Raw genomic sequence first — 22,896 nt, forward strand, 5'->3', positions numbered from 1 at the left:
ATCAAACTGATTCGATGTGACGCGCTGGCGGCATCCAACCGAAAGCATAATTGATGGCGAAGGCCAGGACACAATTCATCTGCCAGAGCTGCGGTGCGGTCCATAACCGCTGGGCGGGCAAGTGCGATAGCTGCGGCGAGTGGAATACCATCGTCGAAGAAGACCCCATGGGCGGCATCGGCGGTGGACCGGCAAAGACGCCGAAGAAAGGCCGCCCAGTGGCACTGACGGCACTCTCTGGCGAGATCGAGGAAGCTCCGCGTATCCACACCGGCATTTCGGAACTCGACCGGGCACTCGGCGGCGGCTTCGTGCGCGGTTCGGCGGTGCTGATCGGTGGCGATCCTGGTATCGGCAAGTCGACGCTGCTGATGCAGGGCGCGGCAGCGCTTTCGCGTCGCGGCCATCGGATCATCTACGTTTCGGGCGAAGAGGCGGTGGCCCAGGTAAGGCTGCGGGCGCAACGCCTGCAGGCAGCGGACACTGATGTCCTGCTGGCTGCCGAAACCAATGTCGAGGACATTCTGGCAACGGTGGCGGAAGGCAAGCGGCCCGATCTTGTGATCATCGATTCCATCCAGACGCTCTGGAGCGAACTGGCCGAATCCGCGCCTGGAACCGTGACGCAGGTGCGCACCGGCGTTCAGTCGATGATCCGCTTCGCCAAGCAGACCGGCGCGGCCATGGTTCTCGTCGGCCATGTCACCAAGGACGGCCAGATCGCCGGTCCGCGTGTCGTCGAGCACATGGTCGATGCGGTGCTCTATTTCGAAGGCGATCGCGGCCATCACTATCGCATCCTGCGCACCGTCAAGAACCGCTTCGGACCGACGGACGAGATCGGCGTCTTTGAAATGTCAGACAAGGGGCTGCGCGAGGTCGCCAATCCGTCTGAGCTCTTCCTCGGCGAGCGTAACGAAAAATCGCCGGGAGCTGCCGTCTTCGCCGGCATGGAAGGCACCCGCCCCATCCTGGTCGAAGTGCAGGCGCTCGTTGCCCCGACGTCGCTCGGGACCCCTCGCCGCGCCGTGGTCGGCTGGGACTCCGCACGCCTGTCGATGATCCTTGCCGTACTCGAGGCTCATTGCGGCGTCCGGCTCGGCCAGCACGACGTTTATCTGAACATCGCTGGCGGCTATCGCATCTCCGAACCGGCCGCCGACCTCGCCGTCGCCTCGGCCCTGGTTTCGTCGCTGGCCGGTATTGCCCTGCCGGCCAATTGTGTCTATTTCGGCGAAGTCAGCCTGTCGGGCGCCGTCCGGCCGGTTTCACATACGTCCCAGCGCCTCAAAGAAGCCGAGAAGCTGGGCTTTTCTGCCGCGTTGCTTCCCTCGGCGTCAGCCGACCTGCCGAAGGGTTCGGGCAGTCGCTGGAGCGAGATCGAGAGCCTGCCGGACCTGGTTGCACGTATTGCTGGGTCGAAAGGCGCACTGCGACGTGTGGAAGAAGAGGTTTGATCCTTTCATCGCCAGCATCGGTGATGTTATAGGAAGCACGCAATGAGGCGCGACCAAGCCGTATATAAACGGCGGTCCTGGAGTTGAATTTATATGCCCATTACGATTTTCGACGGTATTGTCATCGGCGTCGTTCTTTTCTCCGCCGTACTTGCAATGGTGCGCGGCTTCTCCCGCGAAGTTCTTTCGATCGCAAGCTGGGGCGGCTCTGCGGCCGCCGCATACTATTTCTACCCCTACCTGGTCCCCTACGCGAAGAGGTACACGGATGACGACCGCATTGCGATCGTCGGCTCGGCCGCGGTGGTGTTCCTGATTGCGCTGATCGTGATCTCGTTCATTACCATGAAGATCGCGGACTTCATCATCGACAGCCGGATCGGCGCTCTCGACCGCACTTTGGGCTTTCTCTTCGGCGCGGCTAGGGGCATACTTCTTCTCGTCGTCGCCGTCGCTTTCTGGAACTGGCTCGTGGACGCGGATCACCGCCCGGCCTGGGTGAACAACGCCAAGTCGAAGCCGTTCCTGGACTCGATGGTCGTGAAGTTGCAGTCCGTACTGCCGGCAGAATTCGCGCAGATGGTGCGGGCGAGCGTGATGGACAAAATTCAGCCGCAGGGCGGCAATACTGAGAGCGGCAACGCGCCGGCATCCGATCAGGCGCCAGCCGAAGACGTAGCGCCCGCTCCTGCGAATGGTGCACAGCAGCCGTCGAATTGACGCAGTGTTCAACAGCTTGACCCGCCACCTGGCAATTGCCATTTGAGCGGAACGTGAATAAAGGTCCGGCCGGGCATCCGCTCTGCCGGGCCTCAGCCGTTTAAAACGCATGATAACGGCGTCATGCTATGGAAGCCGATCCATTCTTGTGAGAGCAAAGGCCCGCATCGATGAACCAGTCTCATTCCTTGACGTTCAATGACGAATTCGATGGAGACACGCTCCACGAAGAATGCGGCGTCTTCGGCATTCTTGGCCATGACGATGCGTCAACGTTGACGGCGCTCGGCCTGCATGCCCTCCAGCATCGCGGGCAGGAAGCGGCCGGTATCGTCTCCTTCGATGGGCTGCGCTTCCACTCCGAACGGCATATGGGCCTGGTCGGCGACCACTACACTGACCCGACTACCCTCGCCCGCCTGCCCGGCAACATCTCGATCGGCCACAACCGATATTCGACAACGGGCGAAGTGGCGCTCCGCAACGTGCAGCCGCTCTTTGCGGAACTCGAAGTCGGCGGCATCGCCATTGCTCATAACGGCAACTTCACGAATGGCCTGACGCTTCGCCGCCAGCTGATTGCCGGTGGCGCTATCTGTCAGTCCACCTCGGATACGGAAGTGGTTCTCCACCTCATCGCCCGCTCGCGCTACAGCTCCACGGCCGACCGTTTCATCGACGCGATCCGCCAGATGGAAGGCGGCTATTCGATGCTCGCCATCACGCGCACGAAGCTGATCGCGGCGCGCGATCCCACCGGTATCCGTCCCCTCGTCATGGGCGAACTCGACGGCAAGCCGATCTTCTGCTCGGAGACCTGCGCGCTCGATATCATCGGCGCCAAGTTCGTCCGCGATGTCGAGAACGGCGAAGTCATCATCTGCGAAATCCAGCCGGACGGCTCGATCTCGATCGACGCCCGCAAGGCGGGCAACGGCCAGCCGGAGCGCCTCTGCCTGTTCGAATATGTCTACTTTGCCCGTCCGGACTCGGTCGTCGGTGGTCGCAGCGTCTATGTCGCGCGCAAGAACATGGGCATCAACCTCGCAAAGGAAGCGCCTGTTGAGGCTGATGTCGTCGTTCCCGTACCGGATGGCGGCACGCCGGCAGCGCTCGGCTACGCTCAGGAAAGCGGTATTCCGTTCGAATACGGCATCATCCGCAACCATTATGTCGGCCGCACCTTCATCGAGCCGACGCAGCAAATCCGCGCCTTCGGCGTCAAGCTGAAGCACTCCGCCAACCGTGCGATGATCGAGGGCAAGCGCGTCGTGCTCGTCGACGATTCGGTTGTACGCGGCACCACCTCGCTGAAGATCGTGCAGATGATCCGCGATGCCGGCGCCAAGGAAGTGCATCTGCGCGTCGCAAGCCCGATGATTTACTATCCTGACTTCTACGGCATCGACACGCCGGATCGCGAGAAGCTGCTGGCCAACCAGTACGACAGCCTCGAGGCCATGTGCAAATATATCGGGGCTGACTCCCTGGAGTTCCTGTCGATCAACGGCCTTTATCGCGCCGTCGGCGGTGAGGACCGTAATGACGCCCGCCCGCAGTTTACCGACCACTACTTCACCGGCGACTATCCGACGCGCCTTCTCGACAAGGACGGCGAAACGATGGGCCGCAAGGTTTCCCTGCTCGCGACCAATGGCTGACTGCCATTGGCTTTGACATTTGACTAGGGGGCGCTTATTGCGCCCCTTAATTTTTCAGCGATGCAGGACCGGGGCACAATGACTATCAACCTTGAAGGCAAGATCGCACTCGTCACCGGCGCATCCCGCGGCATCGGCTATTTCACGGCAATTGAACTGGCAAAGGCCGGTGCGCACGTAATTGCCTGCGCCCGCACGGTCGGCGGTCTCGAGGACCTCGATGATGCAATCAAGGCGGCTGGCGGTTCCGCGACACTGGTTCCTTTCGATCTTGCCGACATGAACGCTATCGATGCGCTCGGCGCCTCGATCTTCGAGCGCTGGGGCAAGCTCGACATCCTCGTCGCCAATGCGGGCGTGCTCGGCGTGATCTCGCCGATCGGGCATATCGAGGCGAAGACCTTCGAGAAGGTGATGAACATCAACGTGACCGCGACGTGGCGGCTGATCCGTTCGGTCGACCCGCTGCTGTCGCGCTCGGATGCCGGCCGCGCCGTCATTCTCTCATCCGGTGCCGCGCACAAGTGTCGCCCGTTCTGGGGTCCCTACTCCGCCTCCAAGGCAGCTGTCGAAGCGCTGGCCCGCACCTGGGCAGGTGAAACGCAGCGCACGCCACTCCGTATCACTAGCGTTGATCCAGGCGCCACCCGCACCGCCATGCGCGCGCAGGCCGTTCCGGGCGAAGATCCCGAGACGTTGCCGCATCCTTCCGAGGTCGCCAAGGCGATCCTGCCGCTGGTCGGTCCCGACGTGACCGAGACCGGCAAGCTCTTCATCGTTCGCGAAAACAAGCTGGTCGACTACCGCCTGCCGGAATAGGCGCGTTTACTCAATTGGCCGCGACAGCCGGGAACAGGTGTGAGAAACCAGTTTCCGATGGGCACAGCGCATTGAGATCGACCGGGCCTTGAATGCCATCCAGCGTGCCGTTGTCGGCGAATTGCCAGATCGACCAGTCACGGCAATCGTTCTGGTGTGGCTCTTTGAATACGCTTCGGAGCCACAGGTAGTGTTCGGGGAACCGCGACTCGTTGCCTTTGAGGTATCGATCAAAAAACTCTTGGGTGACGTAGAATATCGGCTTCTCCGGAAAGGTGCTTTTTAGTTCAGCGAAGAATGCGTTCACCTCCGATGCCATTTCCTCCACCGTCGGGACTTTGCTGCAATTGCCGACAAACTCGAGATCTACGGCGATCGGCAACGTTCCCTGCTCCTTTGGGACGGTTGCCAAGACATTCTGTGCCTGATCCTTGCCTGGGCGGCAGAAGGTGAAAAAATGGTATGCGCCGCGTACCAAGCCCGCATCTTTCGCGAGTTGCCAGTTCGTGGCGAACTTGGCATCTCGGTGATCGCCGCCTTCGGTCGCCTTCATTATCGCAAAGCGGACGCTCGGTTGCGCCGCGACCGTCTTCCAATCGATATCGCCTTGGTGGTGACTAACGTCTATCCCTTGGAGCGGATAGTGGCTGAGGGATGGATTGTTGAAGCGAGCCATTCCGAAATCGTAGGCGAAGTATGCAGCGGATGCGACCAAGAAAATTGCTGTCGCTCCGATTGTCGTGTATACCGCCTTGCGCACATATTCCTCCCGGTTTTTCAACATGTTCGTAATTGGCTAGATCAGATTTACGCCGCGAGAATGGCGAACGAATCTCAGATCATCCGCTCAAACCAGCTAGATGTTCGTCGCTGCAATCGATTCACTGGATCGATTGCTCCGGCTGGCGCCGACCGCTTCTCATCCCCCTTGACCAATCCCCGTTCCCGCGCCATAAAACCCGCCATGAAAACGGTTACCTGCATTATCTGCCGGAAGATTATTCGCTAGCGCGCTCGCTGGCCTGGCCGTTTTCGTCTCCCAAAGACCCAAGATGAGAAACGCCCCGGCCCGCCGGTGGAAGTATTTTTCGGATCATTGCATTTTGGGAGAGTAGACATGGCCGGCGCGCCAGACACTAAGAAGCCGGAACTAAAGCTTTACAACACGCTGTCGCGCGAAAAGACGGCGTTTGCGCCGATCGATCCGCTAAACGTCCGCATGTATGTCTGCGGCCCGACTGTTTATGACTACGCCCATATCGGCAACGCGCGTCCCGCTATCGTCTTCGACGTGCTGTTTCGGCTGCTGAACCATGTCTATGGCGCCGAACATGTCACCTACGCGCGCAACATCACCGACGTCGACGACAAGATCAATGCGCGGGCTCTGCGCGACCACCCCGGTTTGCCGCTGAACGAGGCGATCCGGCTGGTCACCGAAAGAACCGAGACGCAATATCTCCAAGACGCCAAGGCCCTCGGCTGCCTTGATCCGACGATCCAGCCGCGGGCGACCGACAACATCGCCCAGATGATCGAGATCATCGAGAAGCTGATTGCCAAGGGTCACGCCTATCAGGCGGCCGGCGAAGTGCTGTTCAACACGAAATCCATGGCAGATTACGGCGCGCTTTCCAGGCGCAACCTCGAGGAACAGCAGGCCGGCGCCCGCGTCGCGGTCGAGGCGCACAAGAAAAACCCCGGCGACTTCGTGCTGTGGAAGCTTTCGAGCGAGAGCGAGCCCGGCTGGGAGAGCCCCTGGGGGCGCGGTCGTCCGGGATGGCATATCGAGTGCTCGGCCATGAGCGAGCGCTACCTCGGCGAGGTCTTCGACATTCACGGCGGCGGTCTCGACCTGATCTTCCCCCACCATGAGAACGAGATCGCCCAATCGCGTTGCGCCCACGGCACCAAGGTCATGGCGAACGTCTGGATGCACAACGGCTTTCTGCAGGTCGAGGGCCGAAAGATGTCGAAGTCGGAAGGCAATTTCGTCACTATCTACGAGTTGCTGCACACCGAGAAGTTCGGCGGCCGGCAGTGGCCCGGCGAAGTCCTGCGTCTTGCCATGCTGATGACCCACTACCGCGAGCCGATCGATTTTTCGGTCAAGCGGCTGGAGGAGGCCGAACGGGTGCTCGCCAAATGGCCGGCAGCAGACGCTGCGGGCGCGCAGCCCGACGCTGCTGTCCTCAGCGCCTTGGCCGACGACGTCAACACGGTGGCAGCCATCCAGGCGTTGCATGCGCTTGCCCAGTCCGGCGATCACGCGACATTCGCCGCCAGCGCGGCTTTGCTCGGCGTTCTGCCTGAGAAGGCCGAGATCGACGAAGCGGTCGCCATCGAAATCGACCGGCGCGTGAAGGCGCGGCTCGAATTGCTTAAGGCGAAGAACTTCGCCGAGGCCGACAAGATCCGCGACACGCTGCTTGCCGAAGGCGTCCAGCTCAAGGACGGCAAGGATCCGGCCACCGGCGAACGAGTGACCAAGTGGGAGGTGAAGAGATGAGCACCTATACCGGCGGCTGCCAGTGCGGGGCGATCCGCTTCCGCGTTCGCGGAATGTTGAAGGATTCGTCCATCTGTCATTGCCGCATGTGTCAGAAGGCGTTCGGTGCCTATTACGCACCGCTGGTCTCCGTGCGTGGCGCCGAGTTCGAATGGACGCGCGGCAAGCGCAAGCGCTTTCGTTCGTCCAACGTGGTCGAGCGCGGCTTCTGCGCCGATTGCGGCACGCCGCTGACTTACGAGGCGCCGGATGGCATGGCGGTCGCAGCAGGCGCCTTCGATGATCCGTCCGCCCTTCCGCCAGTCATCCAGTTTGGCACCGAAGGCAAGATCGGCTTCGTTGACCACCTGCATGAGTTGCCCGCGCGCGAGACCGAAGAGGATGCCGAGGCGGCCCCCTTCGTGCTCGACATCGTCTCCTACCAGCATCCGGACCATGACACGACGACGTGGCCCGAGGAGAGAAATCCATGACACCAGCTGTGGCTCTGAGTGGAGGTTGCCAATGCGGTGCGGTTCGTTACCGGGCCGTCGGCGAACTCGGTTATCCGCACCTCTGCCATTGCCGCATGTGCCAGAAGGCCGCCGGGAACTATTTCATGCCGCTGGCCGCGGCGAAGCGAACGGATTTCGCACTGACGCGCGGCGAGCCCAAATGGTTTCACTCTTCCGATATCGTGCGCCGCGGCTTTTGCGCGGACTGCGGGACACCGCTTTTCTACGATGTTCCAGGTGCGGACTTCATCAACATCGTGCTCGGTTCATTGGACGATCCCGATAGCGTCAAGCCGGTGATGCAATCGAACACCGGACGCAAGATGAGCTGGTTTCACAAACTCGATGCCCTGCCCGTCGAGCCGGAACCAGAAACACCCGAGCGCGAAAACGCGATTGACGCGAGCAATCATCAGCACCCCGACCACGACACAGCCCATTGGCCAACCGGAGCGTCAGCATGAGCGAACCCATTCGAGCCGGCGGTTGCCAGTGCGGCGCAGTCAGATTCCGCATCAGCGGCAAACTTGGCCGCCCTTCGATCTGCCATTGCCGCATGTGCCAAAAGCAGTTCGGCGGCTTCTTCTCCGCTCTCGTCACCGCACCTGACGAAGGCATGGAGTGGACGCGCGGCGAGCCCAGCTATTTCCAGTCTTCCGTCAATATCGATCGCGGCTTTTGCAAGAACTGCGGCACGCCCATGACCTATCGACACCCCGGCGGGTTGGAGTTGGCGATCGGCACCTTCGACGATCGCAGCGATCTGGCACCGCAAATCCAGGTCAATTACGACGCACGCATTCCGTGGGTCGAGACGATCTTCGATCAACCTGTTCACACGGACCCCGATTATTACGCGCGGCAGGAGGCGATCATCTCCTTCCAGCATCCCGATCACGATACTGCAACCTGGCCAGCCGAAGGCGTCAAAATATGACTGAAGTGCTCCGTACCCTCTATCCCGAGATCGAACCCTATGCGTCGGGCCACCTCGACGTCGGTGACGGCCACAAGATCTATTGGGAGCGTTCGGGCACACCGGGTGCAAAACCGGCAGTGTTCCTGCACGGCGGTCCCGGCGGCGGCTTTTCGCCGAGCCACCGCCGCTTGTTCGATCCCGCACTCTACGATGTGCTGCTGTTCGACCAGCGTGGCTGCGGCAAGTCCACGCCACACGCAGACCTCAATGCCAACACGACCTGGCACCTCGTCGCCGACATCGAACGGCTGCGCGAGATGGCAGGCGTCGAGAAATGGCAGGTGTTCGGTGGCTCATGGGGTTCGACGCTGGCGCTCGCCTATGCCGAGAAGCACCCGGAGCGCGTTTCCGAGCTGGTTGTGCGCGGCATCTATACGCTCACCAGAGCCGAGCTCGACTGGTATTATCAGTTCGGCGTGTCGGAGATGTTCCCCGACAAATGGGAGTGCTTCATCGCGCCGATCCCACCGGAAGAACGCCATGAGATGATGCTGGCCTACAATCGCCGACTGACCGGGTCGGACCGGGCCGTTGCCCTTCAAGCGGCCCAAGCCTGGAGCATCTGGGAAGGCGAAACGATCACGCTGCTGCCGGAAAAGTCGACCAGCGGCAAGTTCGAGGAGGCCGACTTCGCCTATGCTTTCGCCCGCATCGAGAACCACTTCTTCGTCAATGCCGGCTGGATGGACGAAGGCCAGCTGCTGCATGATGCCCATAAGCTGAAGGACATTCCCGGCGTCATCGTGCATGGCCGTTACGACATGCCCTGCCCGGCAAAGTATGCCTGGCTGCTGCACAAGGCATGGCCAACGGCGGAGTTCCATCTGATCGAAGGCGCGGGGCATGCGTTTTCGGAGCCCGGCATCCTCGACAAGCTGATCCGCGCCACAGACAAGTTCGCCGGAAAGCAATAACGAGCCCACAAGGCCGACAGGACCACCATCATGACACGCGAAAAGATCTACCTCTTCGACACGACGCTCCGCGACGGGCAGCAGACGCCCGGCATCGACTTCTCCGTCGAGGACAAGATTGCGATCGCGACCATGCTTGATGAGTTCGGACTTGATTATGTCGAAGGCGGCTATCCCGGCGCCAATCCGACGGATACTGCCTTTTTCGCCGAGAAGCGCACGACACAAGCTCGCTTCGTCGCCTTCGGGATGACGAAACGAGCCGGTGTTTCGGCCTCGAACGACCCGGGCCTGGCAAGCCTGCTGCAGGCCAAGAGTGACGCGATCTGTTTTGTCGCCAAGAGCTGGGACTACCATGTGAAGGTGGCGCTCGGTTGCACGAACGAGGAAAACCTCGAAAGCATCGCTGAGAGCGTCAAGGCCGCCGTCGCCGCCGGCAAGGAGGCATTGGTCGACTGCGAACATTTCTTCGACGGCTACAAGGCAAACCCCGCCTATGCTATCGCCTGCGCCAAGATCGCCTATGAGTCCGGCGCACGCTGGGTCGTGCTCTGCGATACCAATGGCGGTACGCAGCCGCCGGAAATCCGGACCATCGTCCAAGCGGTTATTGCGGCGGGCGTTCCCGGTCACTGTCTTGGCATCCACGCGCACAACGACACCGGTCAGGCGGTCGCCAATTCGCTTGCCGCCGTGGAAGCGGGTGTGCGACAGATTCAGGGCACGCTGAACGGCATCGGCGAGCGCTGCGGCAATGCCAACCTCGTGACCCTAATCCCAACGCTGGCGCTGAAGGAAGCGTATTCATCCCGGTTCGAAACCTCGATCGACACCGAGCGATTGTTGAATCTCACACGACTCTCGCACGCTTTCGACGAGCTGTTGAACCGCTCGCCCGATCATCAGATGCCTTATGTCGGCGCGTCTGCCTTTGCGACAAAGGCTGGCATTCATGCTTCGGCTTTGCTCAAGGATCCGCGCACTTATGAGCATGTGACGCCTGAAAGCGTCGGTAATTTCCGCAAGGTCATGGTCTCTGACCAGGGGGGCAAGGCGAACTTCATTAACGCACTGAAGCGGCGCGGCATCGAGGTCGGCAAGGACGATCCGAAGCTCGACCGCCTGATCGCGCTGGTCAAGGAGCGCGAGGCATCGGGCTATGCCTATGAGGGCGCCGATGCGAGCTTCGAGCTGCTTGCTCGGCGGACCCTCGGAACCATCCCGGAATTTTTCTCGATCGAGGGGTTCCGCGTGATGGTCGAGCGCCGCTTCGATTCCCACGGGCGAGTTAAGATCGTCTCGGAAGCGGTGGTGAAGGTCGTCATCGACGGGCAGACGATCATGTCGGTGGCAGAAGGCGACGGTCCGGTCAATGCGCTCGACCTCGCACTGCGCAAGGACTTCGGCAAATACCAGCACGAGATCGACGATCTGGTGCTGGCCGACTTCAAGGTCCGTATCCTCAACGGCGGTACCGAGGCGATCACCCGCGTTCTCATCGAATCTACCGATAGTGACGGCGTTCGCTGGTGGACGGTCGGCGTGTCTGAGAACATCATCGATGCGTCGTTCCAGGCGCTGATGGAGTCGGTGATCTACAAGCTCATGAAGAACCGACAACTGGCCGGCAAGATGGCCGCCGAGTAGGCGTCAGGCACCGAAGACGAGGCCCCAATCCGCCTCCGAATACCACTCCCTGCCCTGTCGTGCGGTCTTCCAGCGCAGGGCGCGGACCTGTTCCACACCGCCCTTGTAGAAGGCGGCCTCCAGCCGCCGGTAACTATCGAACCCACCCTTTACGGCCTCCGCCCAGACAAACGCGACGGGCCCAAGATATTCGGCAGCGTAACCAAGGTCTTCGCGGCGGAACAGGAAGAAGCCAGCGCAGGAACCAAGACCGGTCGGCCCCGCCGCATCGACATCAGGGACGCCCAGCGGCAGGATCAGCCGGCCGCCGACACTCAATCGCTCCACCCAGGCTTCGGCTGGGAAGTGGATGGCAAAGTTCACATAGACGGCATCTGTCGGCTCGCGCGGCCATTCGACCCCATTGCCATGGACAACGCGAACATTCGGATAGTCGCGGAGATTTTCTTCTGCCCGCATCGCCAGTTCGCCATCGAATTCGACGGCGGTGACATGACCGCCGCTGCCAACAAGCAGGGACATGATTGCCGTGTAGTAGCCGCTGCCGGCGCCCACATGACAGACGGTATCCCCCTGACGGAGCGCCAACTTGTGGATTCCCCGGGCGTGAAGGCTCGGGCTGCCGTTGTTGATATGCCGTTCATGCTGAAGCGCAAACAGCACGTCCTGATAGACGACAGAGGGATCTCCCGAAGCATCGACATAGCCTCCCCATCCCGCCATCTTCCATGGCGGCGGCCCTAGGAACCGCTCGCGCGGTACCGCTGCAAAGGCCTGTAGCAGCGCGTCGTCGTCTTGCACGCCTTCCTTCGCAAGTACCCGGGAGGCAAATGCTCTGCGGCAGTTCGCAAGAGCTTCTTCGTCCATGGTCTTCACCGTCGCGATGGGCCAGCATCTATTCACCGAAATGAATTGGCCTATTCACGTCCGTTACGTTAAGCGGATCCATAACAAGAACAAATATGGAAACACTCGATGTCCGCCAATGCAAGCGCTCCGATCGTCAAGAACGAAGACAGTCCACGTGGCTTCGCCTTTGCACTGACGGCGTATCTTCTGTGGGGTTTCCTTCCGATCTACATGAAGGCCGTCGCTCATATTTCGCCGGCGGAGGTCATCGCTCATCGCATCCTCTGGTCCTTGCCCTTGGCGGGTCTAGTGCTCATCGTCCTCGGCCGAACGCAAGATATCCGCACTGCCTTGCGGTCGCCGCAGATGCTGGCCATGGCGGCGCTCACTGCTGCGCTGATCACCGTCAATTGGGGCACCTATGTCTGGGCGATCGGCAGTGGCCACGCGATCGATGCGGCGCTCGGCTACTTCATCAACCCGCTGTTCAGCATCTTCCTTGGCGCGGTCGTGCTGAAGGAGCGGCTGCGCCCGGCGCAAATCGCAGCTATTGCGTTGGCTGGCCTTGCGGTCGTCGTACTGGCGCTTGATAGCGGCGGCATTCCCTGGATAGCGCTGACGCTGACGATTTCCTGGGGTCTCTATGCTCTGTTTCGCAAGACGTTGCCGCTCGGCCCGAACCAGGGTTTCTTCCTCGAGGTTTTGATCCTCAGCGTCCCGGCGCTGTTCTACGTTCTCTATCTGGAGCTCGGCAGCGGTGAAGGACACTTCTATCGCACCGGCTGGGCCGATACCGCCCTGCTGCTCGGATGCGGCATCGTCACCGCCGTACCGCTGATGATCTATGCCAATGGCGCCAAGCTGTTGCGGCTTTCGACCATCGGCATCATGCAGTACATCGCGCCGACGATGATCTTCCTCATCGCGATCTTCATGTTCCACGAACCGCTCGGCACCGCGCGCATGATTGCCTTCCCACTGATCTGGGCGGGCTTGTTCCTCTACAGCTGGGCAATGCTCAAGGGGAGCCGGGAGCGCTAGCAGGATCCCGGGTCGTCCAGATTTCAGCCCATCGGGCCTAAAGTCATCCTGATCTAGGGACGGCGTTACATCTTCGAGATCACCGCATCCTCGCCCTCGCGGTCCAGCGATGCGATTTCGGCCGCCTGTGCCATGATGCCGGGGATGATTTCGGATATGTCGTCTATAACGAGCGGCTGGACGCGATGGGCCGTGTGGACGAAACCTTCGTCTGTCATGTGGCGCATGAGCTCCATCATCGGATCCCAGAAGCCGCCGATATTGGCAAACACCATCGGCTTCTCGTGACGGCCGAGCTGCGCCCAGGTCATGATCTCGACGATTTCCTCCAGCGTGCCGATCCCGCCCGGCAGCGCGACGAAGGCATCGGAGCGCTCGAACATGGCATGTTTGCGCGTATGCATATCAGGCGTTACAATCAACTCATTGAGCTGGCCGAGGGAATGGCGCGTAGCCTCCATGTCGATCAGGAACTCGGGGATGATGCCGGTTACCTGACCACCGTTCGAAAGCACGCCGCTCGCCACAGCCCCCATTATGCCCTTGGTGCCTCCACCATAGACGAGGCGCAGGCCATACTCGGCGATTTCCTTACCCAGCGCACGGCCGGCTGCCATATGGCGGGGATCGCTGCCCGGTCGCGAGCCGCAGTAAACACAGATGGAGCGAATGGAATGAGATTGATCTGTCATACGGGCAAACAACTATTCTCTCTGGCTCCAGTCAAGAAAAATGACGGAAAACCTGCGTCTCACATTTGCCCGGCTACTTTGACTGCTTGTGCAAAGCAGCGGGAATCGCTAGCAATTTTAGGAAGTCCGGCAAGATTGCCGCCTGGGGAGACGTGATGATGAGAAACCGTGCCGGCTTGCTGGCCCTTGCAGTGCTTGTAGTCGCAATTCTTTTGATGGTCTTTTTCGTCATGCCCCGCATCGGCGGAGACGCCGCCAAAGTTGGTGACGCAATAAACCAGGCCGGCTCCGAAGTGAAGAAGACGGTTACCGAATCTGCCAAGACTTCACGCCCGTCAGCCCCCGACGATGCCGAAACGACCCGGAAAGTCGGTCGCCTTGCTTCGGAGGCAGGCCAGTCCATTTCGGAACTTAAGGCGCTCTTTGCAGACGGCAATGACCCGACCCAGGAAGTTTTCGAAGCGGCCAAGTCGAAGGCGACGACCTCTTTGCAGACCCTCGCCGATCTTGCAATCCCGGAAGGCACGAACCCGGTGACGGCGGCGGCCGCCACCAAGATCAAGGATGGCGCAGCCAAGGCACTGACCATCATCAAGGCGCTGCCGGAAAACACCGCCGACGCGGCAGCCGCGATCGCGAAAGCCGAAGCAGCGCTGACCGCCTCGCCTGAGCTAACAGCACCCGCCAACCAGCCGCCGTCCGCGGCGTCCCCTGCCGAAAACGCCAACAACCTCCCGACCTTCGACGTGCTGCGCGTAGAACCGGATGGCTCGACGGTTATCGCCGGCTCGGCCGAACCGAACAGCAAGCTTGAAATCATGGACGGGGACAAAGTCGTGACCACGACGGACGTCGGTCCGACCGGCGATTTTGTCGCGGTGCTCGACAATCCGCTTTCCGCCGGCGATCACCAGCTCGTCCTGCGAGCCACCGGCAAGGATGGCAAGGCGTCGACATCGGAAGAGGTCGCAACCGTATCCGTCCCCAAGGATGGCAAGAGCTCCGAGTTGCTGGCGATGGTTTCCAAGCCCGGCACCGCAAGCAGAATCATCACGGCACCCAAGCCGGATGCTGAGGTTGCCTCCACTGCGCCGTCGGGCCAACCTGCAACTAACGCCAGCCAAGCGCCGGGCTCGACGGATATGGCGAGCGCGCCTGCAGCTGCTGGTGCGCAGCCTGGCCCCGCAACGACTGCCGACGTTGTGGTCAGCGCTGTCGAAATTGAAGGCGACAAGATCTTTGTTGCAGGCACGGCGAAGCCCTTGGCGAACGTCGTCGCCTATGCCGATGACAAGCTGATCGGCAAGGCGAAAGCTGGTCCCGACGGTCATTTCGTTGTCGACGGCGTGATGCCGCTCGCAATTGGCGATCACAAGATTCGCGTCGACGTTCTCGATGACGCCGACAAGGTCGCCGTTCGTGCCTTTGTGAACTTCAACCGCCCGGAAGGAAATCAGGTAACGGTTGCCGCGCAGGGCGCGACCCCTCAGGCCGGAGGCCCCACAGCGATGGTGCCGCTTGACGAGAGTGCGCTCGGAAAGCTGAAGAATGATGCCGCCAAGGCCTTCTCTCTTCTTAGCGGGCTCTTTGCCGACGGCAAGGTGCCAGGAGCAGAACAGCTCGCCGCAGCCCGCTCCGCCAACGAGTTTGCCCTCCGCGCCATCGTGGACTTTCGCACCGCAGCCGATGCCGCAGCCGACGTCAAGCAGCAGGCCTCGACGGCAGCAGAAACCGCTGCGGGTGCCCTGAAGACGCTGCAGGCGTTGCCCACGGATGCGAAGTCCGTCGGCGATGCGCTCGGCAAGCTCGGCGGCGATATAGCCCAGCTGACGGGTTCTGCCACTGCGCCGGCCGCGAATGCACCCGCAACCAACGAAATCGCAGGAGCTCAAGGCGGGCCAACGACAATCGAGCAGGCACCGCTCGCTCCGAGCAACGAGACGGTCATCATCCGCCGCGGCGATACACTCTGGCAGATATCGCGGCGCATCTACGGCGCGGGCGTGCGCTATACGACGATCTATGTCGCCAACGAGGACAAGATCACAAACCCGGACCGCATCTTGCCGGGCCAGATTTTCGGCCTTCCCAAGGATGCCCTGCCGAACGCGGAAGAGCTTCATCGCAAGCGGCTTTCGGGCGAGCACCTCTAAGGCGATCATGCCCTAATCGAGCGGCTGGACGGAGATCATGTCCGGCCGCTCTTTTCCTGTGGCGTCCATTTGTTGTATTGCTCCCGCCAACCCCTATATGGCGGTGACGACGATCATGTCCGGCGAGGCCTTTTTGGCATTTCCGCCGCTCCCAAATTTGTCGGCAACGCAGCGCCCTTTCGGCGGGAGATTCGCATGGCAAATGACAAAACAGTCTCTGATTCGAACCTCCTGCAGACACTGTTCAATCTCTGGCCCTACATGTGGCCGACGGGTCGGACGGATCTCAAGATGCGAGTGGTCTGGGCGTCGGTCTATCTCCTTGTTTCCAAGTTCGTGCTGCTGCTCGTCCCCTATTTCTTCAAGTGGTCGACGGATGCGCTGAACGGCAAGATGGACCTGGCCGGCAAGGTGCCGGACCTGCTTGTCGGCGCGACGGCATTGGTCATCGCCTACAACCTCACTCGCCTGCTCCAACTCGGTCTGAACCAGTTGCGCGACGCGCTATTCGCCAGCGTCGGGCAGCACGCGGTTCGGCAATTGGCCTACAAGACCTTCGTGCACATGCATGAATTGTCATTGCGCTTTCACCTCGAGAGAAAGACGGGCGGGCTTTCGCGTGTTATCGAGCGCGGCACAAAGGGAATCGAAACCATCGTGCGGTTTACGATTCTCAACTCTGTCCCGACGCTGATTGAGTTCCTGCTGACGGCCATCGTCTTCTGGTGGGGCTATGGGTTTTCCTACCTCGCGGTCACCGCATTCACAGTCTGGGCCTATATCTGGTTCACGATCCGCGCCAGCGACTGGCGCATCGCCATCCGTCGCACGATGAACGACAGCGATACTGACGCCAATACAAAGGCGATCGATTCTCTCCTCAACTTCGAGACGGTGAAGTATTTCGGCAACGAGGAGATGGAGGCCCGGCGCTTCGACAGGTCGATGGAACGCTACGAAAAAGCGGCCACCGATGTCTGGACCTCGCTCGGCTGGCTCAACTTCGGCCAGGGGGTGATTTTCGGACTTGGCACGACGGTGATGCTCATCCTGTCGGCGCTCGCGGTCCAGCGCGGCGAGCAGACCGTCGGCGACTTCGTCTTCGTCAACGCCATGCTGCTGCAGCTTTCCGTCCCGTTGAACTTCATCGGCTTCGTCTACCGCGAAATCCGCCAGGGCTTGACGGATATCGAGCAGATGTTCGATCTCCTCGAAGTCAAGGCTGAAGTGATGGATGCGCCCGATGCCGCCCCTCTGGACATCAATCAAGGCGCCATCTCCTTCAAGGACGTGCATTTTTCCTACGACCCTGCCCGTCCGATCCTCAAAGGCATTTCCTTCGAGGTGCCGGCCGGTAAGACCGTTGCCGTCGTTGGGCCATCGGGCGCCGGAAAATCGACATTGTCGCGTCTGCTCTACCGTTTCTACGATATCCAGAGCGGTTCGGTTTCGGTTGACGGCCAGGACATCAGGACGGTGACCCAAAAAAGCTTGCGATCGGCAATCGGCATGGTTCCGCAAGACACTGTCCTTTTCAACGATACGGTTGCCTACAACATCCGCTACGGGCGTCCATCGGCGACTGATGCAGACGTAAAGGCTGCGGCCGAGATCGCCCAGATCGCGCACTTCATCGATCTGCTGCCGGAGGGCTTTGATACCAAGGTCGGCGAGCGGGGCCTGAAGCTCTCGGGCGGCGAGAAGCAGCGCGTCGCGATCGCGCGCACGATCCTGAAGGCGCCACCGATTCTGATCCTTGACGAAGCCACGTCCGCTCTCGACACGACCACCGAGCGGGACATCCAGACCGCACTCGATGTCGTATCCAAGAACCGCACGACGCTCGTCATTGCCCACCGCCTGTCCACGGTCATCAGTGCGGACGAAATCATCGTTCTGAAAAGCGGCGAGATCGCTGAACGCGGCACGCACGCCGCGCTTTTGCAAAAGAACGGCCTCTATGCCTCGATGTGGAACCGCCAGCGCGAAGCCACGCAGGCCGAAGAGCATCTGAAGCAGGTCCGCGAGAGCGACGACATGGGCGTCGTGAACAGGCTTGCGCCCGCGAGCTAGCCTGGGTGGACGGCAATCTGGCCGCTTTACTGTTCAGAAGCCTGTCACAGATGTGGGTCATGGAGCCGTAGCATTGCCCCGGCGGCGGTTTCCCTGTAACCAGCGGTGAGAAAAGAATGCTAAAGCACGGCGCGATCTTTGAGATTCGCTTGTCGCGCTTTAGTTCTTTGTTTTCACGCATGTCTTTGGCCCGAAGCCGGCTCCCGCCTTTGGGAGACATGCTTTAGGAGAGCGGTATAAATGAGCTTGTTCAATACGGTACGCAACACGATCGTTCCGGTACACAAGGAAGGTTATCCCTTCATCGCCGCCTTCTTCGTCGCATCGCTGATCCTGGGCTGGATCTTCAAACCGCTGTTCTGGATCGGGCTGCTCCTGACACTGTGGTGCGCTTATTTCTTCCGTGACCCCGAGAGAATGACGCCTCAGGACGACGATCTCGTCATCTCCCCGGCCGATGGCAGGGTGTCGTCCGTCCAGTTGGTCGTGCCGCCTGCCGAACTGAACCTCGGCAGCGAGCCGATGCTGCGCATCTCGGTGTTCATGAACGTCTTCAACTGCCACGTGAACCGCTCCCCGGCGCGCGGGCGGATCGTCAGTGTCAACTACCGGTCGGGCAGCTTCGTGAATGCCGAGCTCGACAAGGCAAGCGAGGACAACGAGCGCAACGGCCTCGTGATCGAAACCAAGCATGGCCAGATCGGCGTTGTTCAAATCGCCGGACTTGTTGCACGGCGTATCCTGTGCTGGGCAAACCCGAACGAACCTCTGGATGCAGGTGAGCGTTTCGGCCTGATTCGCTTCGGCTCGCGCCTGGACGTATTTCTGCCGGCAGGCGCAGCACCCCGCGTGACACTCGGCCAGACGGCAATCGCCGGAGAAACGGTGCTGGCCGAATTTGGCTCAGCCAAGGGTCCGATCGTCAGCCGCCGAAGCTAACAGTACTGGAGAGCGACATGGAAACGCCCTTCCCGCCCTTCGAACCCAATGGCCCTCCCGATGATTCGGGCCGCGGACCGCGGCTTCGCGAAATCCCGCTTCGCCTCATCATCCCCAACCTCATCACGATATTGGCGATCTGCGCCGGCCTCACGGGTATCCGCCTTGCGTTCGAGAACCGGTACGAGCTGGCGGTCGGCATGGTTCTTCTCGCTGCATTCCTCGACGGGATCGATGGCCGCGTTGCGCGCCTGATGAAGGCGACGTCGAAGTTCGGCGCGCAAATGGATTCACTGGCGGACATCGTGAATTTTGGCGTGGCGCCCGCACTGGTCGTCTATGTCTTTGCGCTGGATCAGGCCCGCTCGATCGGCTGGATCGCCGCCCTGATCTATTCCATTGCGGCGGGTCTTCGCCTGGCTCGCTTCAACGTCATGGCCGAGCGCGAAAACAAGGCAACATGGCAGTCCGAATATTTCGTCGGCGTGCCTGCGCCAGCCGGCGCGATGCTGGTTCTGCTGCCCGTCTATCTCGGCTTCCTCGGCCTGACGACGGATCGTACCTTCGCCTATGTCTCCTCCGCCTACACGGTTCTGATCGCGTGCCTGCTCATCAGCCGTCTGCCCGTATGGTCCGGCAAGTCCGAGGGCAGCAGGCTGCGGCGTGATCTGGTGCTTCCTGTCATGCTCGGCGTCGTTCTCTACGTTGCGCTGCTATCGAGTTTTACCTGGGAAGTCATGGTCGTGACCGCGGTTCTTTACCTCCTCACGCTGCCCTTCGGCGCCCGCAAATGGAAGCGCAAATACGGTACACTGACGATCGAGGAACCCGGCGTCGGCGAAGACGATATCGGCCGTCACATCTGATGTTTTCCGACTTTCCTTGCGGAAGAATGCCTGACTCAAGCCTCGCGAATTATGCATTGGATACATAATTGCTGATACGCGGCGCCTCTATTTTGTCGCTATTACAGGCAAAAGAGCAATAAAAATAAGAGTCTAGGGACAGCACGTAAGGAGAGTATTGTGACCCCGAAGAAGACAAGCGTCGAACAGCCGGCAAAGTCCGACCTCAGCGCTAACTACCGCCCGCTCGGCCTTAAGGCCGTCCTTGCGGCCGCCCTGATGCTCAAGAGCAAGCCGCCCTTCGTCAAGAAGACTGCCTAGGGACGGCGCCGCGGGCTGCTACCCTCAGCCCGCTCTACTTATGCGGACTGATTGAAAATCCGACGCGTACCACCATCGCGCGCGACCTGACTGCGCCGATTTGTTAGGACGCGTTTGCATCAGCAAGCTCGGAGCCGCGATGACCGACTAAGGCCAAACAGGCTGGGCGCTCATTGGAACCTTACCGGCCTGGCTCATGTCGAAAATGGTGCGCAGCAATTATGAAGAGGCGCTGGCCTGGGCGCACAAGTCCATGGCGGCCAACGCCTACTACGGTCCATGCTTCTGGATGCTGATTGCAGCCAATGCTCGGCTCGGGCGCATAGAGGACGCCGGCGGTACCTTACAGGCCTGCTTGCGTTCTCGCCCGGTGTCACCGTCGCCCGTATCCGCGCCGGCCAAGCCGCCAAGAACGCTGACCGCATCGAGCCGATCCTCGAGGGGTTGTTGCTCGCCGGAATGCCGGAGTCCTAGGCAGGGCTGCAGAAGCGAACGAGCAGGCTGATCGCCAGCAACGCCATGACAATGCCGATTATGACATCGAGAACCCGCCAGGCAGCAGGTTTTGCGAAGACCGGCTGCAGCAGGCGTGCGCCGTAGCCCAATCCGAAGAACCAGACGAACGATGCAGTCGCCGCGCCGAGGCCGTAGGCCAAGCGGTCCGCGCCGCTATAGGCCGCGGACAGGCTGCCGAGCAGAACGACCGTATCCAGGTAGACATGCGGATTCAGAAAAGTGAAGGCCAGGCATGTCGCGACGGCCGCCTTCAGGCCCAGAGCCTGCGGAGAACCCGCCTGCATCGCGGCCGGATGAAATGCACGGCGGAATGCCATAACCGCATATGTGCCGAGGAAGATCGCGCCCCCTATCGTCACGAGCGAGATGAGCGTCGGCGAGCGGGAGACGAGGGTTCCAAGCCCGGCAACGCCGGCGGCAATCAGCACGGCATCTGATAAGGCGCAGATCAGGCACAGGATGAAGACGTGCGAGCGCAGCAGTCCTTGACGCAGAATGAATGCGTTCTGTGCGCCGATTGCGATGATGAGCGAGGCACCAAGGAAGAAGCCCGCAAGCGCGGCCGAGATGGAGATCATGTAATTTTCCGGAAAATGATGCGGTGGGAATGTCGGATTAGAAGAAGCTCAGCTGGCCGTCGTCCGGCTTTTTCTTTTCAGGCAGCGACGGCGGCTTCTCGACCATCACTCTGTCCTGCAGATCGGCCCCCATATTGGTCACTTTGTTGACCTTGTCGGAAACGGGGATTGCCTCGAAAAAATCCTCCTCGACCGGTTTCATCAGGTCGGCTACGTCGCGCGGTTCCTGCGTCTTGCAATCCAACCAGCGCGAAAAGTCCTCCGGTTTGATGACGACGGGCATGCGGTCATGGATCGAAGCGATGGCAGCATTTGCCGCAGTCGTCAGGATCGCGCCGGTGTCGACTTCCGAACCATCGGCAGAGGACCAAGTTTCCATCAGGCCCGCGAATGCGACGACGCCGCCGCGCCGTGGCTTGATCCAATAGGCCTGGGACTTTTCGCCGCTCTCCTTACTCGGGCGATGCCATTCATAAAATCCGGAAGCGGGCACGAGCACGCGCCGATGGCGCATGGCCGCGCGAAACGACGCCTTGCCGATCGCTGTCTCGGCGCGGGCATTGATCAAGAGCGGAAACTGCCTGGGGTCTTTCACCCAGCCCGGTGTAAATCCCCAGCGCAAGAGGACCGCGCGCCGCTCCGGAAGGTTGCTGCCCTTCTCCCGCGTTTCATCAGAAACGACCACGAGAATGGGCTGGGTCGGGGCAATGTTGAAGCGCGTGGGAAAGTCCTCGAGATCGATGATTCCGAGGATTTCCTTTAATTCTTCGGGGGATATCGTCAGCGCATAACGTCCACACATAGGGATGTCTTTGCACTCCGACCCGTTGCGGTCAAGGCTAGTCTAACTCAGCCACGCGGCGCGAACAGGATCACTGCCGTGCCGCAGAGGCAGACGAGCGCACCGCCGATGTCCCAGCGGTCGGGCACCCGGCTTTCCACGATCCACAGCCACATCAGGGAAGCCACGATATAGATACCGCCATAGGCGGCGAAGGTGCGGCCGGCGGCCTCGCTTGGCACAAACGTCAGGAGCCATGCAAAAAGCGCCAGGGACACCATGCCCGGTGCCAACCACCAGACGGGCTTTGCCATTCTCAGCCATGCCCAGAAAGCAAAGCAACCGGCAATCTCGAAAACAGCTGCAGCGGCATAGATGATATAAGTCACGATAGCTCCTTCGAATCGCCAAACTCAATATCCGGCGGAACGACGGCGGCGCCAAGCACAGCCAACACAAGATCAATGCGGCATCCCCATGAGTTCCATTCCGAAGGCGGCGTCCTCCGCTATCCTCCAGCGTGGAGACAGGTTCCTCCTCGTGCTCCGGCGCAATCCGCCGTCGGCCGATATGTATGCCTTCCCGGGAGGCCGGGCCGAACCCGGCGAAACGCCTGAGGAGACAGCCTTGCGCGAGTTCGAGGAGGAGACAGGCATAAAGGCCGAGAGCCCTAACCTTCTCGCGACATACGATCTGAAGACACACGCCGCCGACGGGGCTGTCGTCAGCCACTTCTTTCTCTCCGTGTTTCGCGTCGAGGCTGACGGCACGGCTGTCGCCATCGCAGCCGACGACGCCGCCGATATCGGCTGGTTCACTGTCGAGGAGATCCGCCGGCTACCCACCCCTCAAAGCGTGCTTGAATGTGCCGAACGCTTGGCGTCCGGCAGCGAATAAGCGGTGGAAAC

23 protein-coding genes are annotated in these 22,896 nt (G+C 60.8%); 17 read left to right on the top strand and 6 right to left on the bottom strand.

Annotated features, from left to right (window positions below; genetic code table 11):
- Positions 1-53: 53 nt before the first annotated feature.
- The 4 genes from radA to FHX09_RS11485 all read left to right on the top strand — a co-directional run bounded on the left by radA (position 54) and on the right by FHX09_RS11485 (position 4,657).
- On the top strand, positions 54-1,457 hold the full coding sequence (gene radA, locus FHX09_RS11470; protein WP_007800895.1) for a DNA repair protein RadA: 1,404 nt from the start codon (positions 54-56) through the stop codon (positions 1,455-1,457).
- A gap of 93 nt (positions 1,458-1,550) precedes the next feature.
- On the top strand, positions 1,551-2,177 hold the full coding sequence (locus tag FHX09_RS11475; protein WP_132591779.1) for a CvpA family protein: 627 nt from the start codon (positions 1,551-1,553) through the stop codon (positions 2,175-2,177).
- Between the two features lie 170 nt (positions 2,178-2,347).
- On the top strand, positions 2,348-3,838 hold the full coding sequence (gene purF, locus FHX09_RS11480; RefSeq protein ID WP_007800891.1) for an amidophosphoribosyltransferase: 1,491 nt from the start codon (positions 2,348-2,350) through the stop codon (positions 3,836-3,838).
- A gap of 78 nt (positions 3,839-3,916) precedes the next feature.
- A complete protein-coding gene (locus FHX09_RS11485) occupies positions 3,917-4,657 on the top strand; it encodes an SDR family NAD(P)-dependent oxidoreductase (RefSeq protein WP_007800889.1) in 741 nt (246 codons plus the stop codon).
- 10 nt (positions 4,658-4,667) lie between these two features.
- On the opposite strand, the gene FHX09_RS11490 is transcribed toward FHX09_RS11485, so the two are convergent.
- Complete coding sequence (locus FHX09_RS11490; protein ID WP_132591777.1) at positions 4,668-5,417, bottom strand: GH25 family lysozyme; 750 nt, start codon at positions 5,415-5,417, stop codon at positions 4,668-4,670.
- Positions 5,418-5,774: 357 nt separating this feature from the next.
- Here FHX09_RS11490 and cysS point away from each other — a divergent pair, with 357 nt between their 5' ends.
- From cysS to cimA, 6 genes are read left to right on the top strand one after another with little or no spacing between them, the layout of a single operon-like run.
- A complete protein-coding gene (cysS, locus tag FHX09_RS11495) occupies positions 5,775-7,166 on the top strand; it encodes a cysteine--tRNA ligase (protein ID WP_184449988.1) in 1,392 nt (463 codons plus the stop codon).
- Entirely contained in the window at positions 7,163-7,639 is a 477-nt protein-coding gene (locus FHX09_RS11500) for a GFA family protein (protein ID WP_007800882.1), read from the top strand. Before cysS ends, FHX09_RS11500 begins: the two co-directional genes overlap by 4 nt.
- On the top strand, positions 7,636-8,124 hold the full coding sequence (locus FHX09_RS11505; RefSeq protein WP_132591773.1) for a GFA family protein: 489 nt from the start codon (positions 7,636-7,638) through the stop codon (positions 8,122-8,124). Before FHX09_RS11500 ends, FHX09_RS11505 begins: the two co-directional genes overlap by 4 nt.
- Positions 8,121-8,597: a GFA family protein gene (locus FHX09_RS11510; RefSeq protein ID WP_007800878.1), complete on the top strand. Its 477-nt coding sequence runs from the start codon at positions 8,121-8,123 to the stop codon at positions 8,595-8,597. Before FHX09_RS11505 ends, FHX09_RS11510 begins: the two co-directional genes overlap by 4 nt.
- A complete protein-coding gene (pip, locus tag FHX09_RS11515; RefSeq protein ID WP_132591771.1) occupies positions 8,594-9,553 on the top strand; it encodes a prolyl aminopeptidase in 960 nt (319 codons plus the stop codon). Before FHX09_RS11510 ends, pip begins: the two co-directional genes overlap by 4 nt.
- A 30-nt stretch (positions 9,554-9,583) precedes the next feature.
- Positions 9,584-11,200, top strand: coding sequence for a citramalate synthase (gene cimA / locus FHX09_RS11520; RefSeq protein ID WP_184449989.1), 1,617 nt, complete (start codon positions 9,584-9,586; stop codon positions 11,198-11,200).
- Between the two features lie 3 nt (positions 11,201-11,203).
- On the opposite strand, the gene FHX09_RS11525 is transcribed toward cimA, so the two are convergent.
- Complete coding sequence (locus tag FHX09_RS11525) at positions 11,204-12,067, bottom strand: rRNA adenine N-6-methyltransferase family protein (protein WP_184449991.1); 864 nt, start codon at positions 12,065-12,067, stop codon at positions 11,204-11,206.
- A 108-nt stretch (positions 12,068-12,175) separates the two neighbouring features.
- Between FHX09_RS11525 and rarD the strand changes: the two genes are divergently transcribed.
- Positions 12,176-13,090 (top strand): EamA family transporter RarD, encoded by a 915-nt coding sequence (rarD, locus tag FHX09_RS11530; protein WP_184449993.1) that lies wholly within the window; start codon positions 12,176-12,178, stop codon positions 13,088-13,090.
- Between the two features lie 65 nt (positions 13,091-13,155).
- On the opposite strand, the gene FHX09_RS11535 is transcribed toward rarD, so the two are convergent.
- On the bottom strand, positions 13,156-13,782 hold the full coding sequence (locus FHX09_RS11535) for a TIGR00730 family Rossman fold protein (RefSeq protein WP_132591763.1): 627 nt from the start codon (positions 13,780-13,782) through the stop codon (positions 13,156-13,158).
- A 155-nt stretch (positions 13,783-13,937) separates the two neighbouring features.
- On the opposite strand from FHX09_RS11535, the gene FHX09_RS11540 reads away from it, so the two are divergent.
- The 5 genes from FHX09_RS11540 to FHX09_RS11560 all read left to right on the top strand — a co-directional run bounded on the left by FHX09_RS11540 (position 13,938) and on the right by FHX09_RS11560 (position 20,113).
- Positions 13,938-15,935: an Ig-like domain-containing protein gene (locus tag FHX09_RS11540; RefSeq protein WP_184449994.1), complete on the top strand. Its 1,998-nt coding sequence runs from the start codon at positions 13,938-13,940 to the stop codon at positions 15,933-15,935.
- A gap of 195 nt (positions 15,936-16,130) precedes the next feature.
- Positions 16,131-18,008 carry an ABC transporter ATP-binding protein/permease gene (locus FHX09_RS11545; RefSeq protein WP_132591759.1) on the top strand — a complete coding sequence of 626 codons (1,878 nt, stop codon included), beginning with the start codon at positions 16,131-16,133 and terminating at the stop codon, positions 18,006-18,008.
- 240 nt (positions 18,009-18,248) lie between these two features.
- Positions 18,249-18,947, top strand: a complete 699-nt coding sequence (locus FHX09_RS11550; RefSeq protein WP_132591757.1) for a phosphatidylserine decarboxylase — start codon at positions 18,249-18,251, stop codon at positions 18,945-18,947.
- A gap of 17 nt (positions 18,948-18,964) precedes the next feature.
- Positions 18,965-19,813 (top strand): CDP-diacylglycerol--serine O-phosphatidyltransferase, encoded by an 849-nt coding sequence (gene pssA, locus FHX09_RS11555; protein WP_183722299.1) that lies wholly within the window; start codon positions 18,965-18,967, stop codon positions 19,811-19,813.
- 159 nt (positions 19,814-19,972) lie between these two features.
- Positions 19,973-20,113, top strand: coding sequence for a hypothetical protein (locus FHX09_RS11560; protein WP_007792383.1), 141 nt, complete (start codon positions 19,973-19,975; stop codon positions 20,111-20,113).
- A gap of 470 nt (positions 20,114-20,583) precedes the next feature.
- Here the strand turns inward: FHX09_RS11560 and FHX09_RS11565 are convergent, their stop codons facing one another.
- Genes FHX09_RS11565 through FHX09_RS11575 form a run of 3 tightly spaced genes read right to left on the bottom strand, consistent with a single transcriptional unit; the run spans position 20,584 to position 22,377 of the window.
- Positions 20,584-21,207: a LysE/ArgO family amino acid transporter gene (locus tag FHX09_RS11565; RefSeq protein ID WP_183722302.1), complete on the bottom strand. Its 624-nt coding sequence runs from the start codon at positions 21,205-21,207 to the stop codon at positions 20,584-20,586.
- Positions 21,208-21,244: 37 nt separating this feature from the next.
- Positions 21,245-22,009, bottom strand: a complete 765-nt coding sequence (locus FHX09_RS11570) for an SOS response-associated peptidase (protein ID WP_132591753.1) — start codon at positions 22,007-22,009, stop codon at positions 21,245-21,247.
- Between the two features lie 47 nt (positions 22,010-22,056).
- Positions 22,057-22,377, bottom strand: coding sequence for a YnfA family protein (locus FHX09_RS11575; protein WP_007792393.1), 321 nt, complete (start codon positions 22,375-22,377; stop codon positions 22,057-22,059).
- A gap of 88 nt (positions 22,378-22,465) precedes the next feature.
- Here FHX09_RS11575 and FHX09_RS11580 point away from each other — a divergent pair, with 88 nt between their 5' ends.
- Entirely contained in the window at positions 22,466-22,885 is a 420-nt protein-coding gene (locus FHX09_RS11580; protein WP_132591751.1) for an NUDIX domain-containing protein, read from the top strand.
- The last annotated feature ends 11 nt before the right edge of the window (positions 22,886-22,896 follow it).

This window comes from Rhizobium sp. BK538, from assembly GCF_014197575.1.
Lineage (GTDB): Bacteria > Pseudomonadota > Alphaproteobacteria > Rhizobiales > Rhizobiaceae > Rhizobium.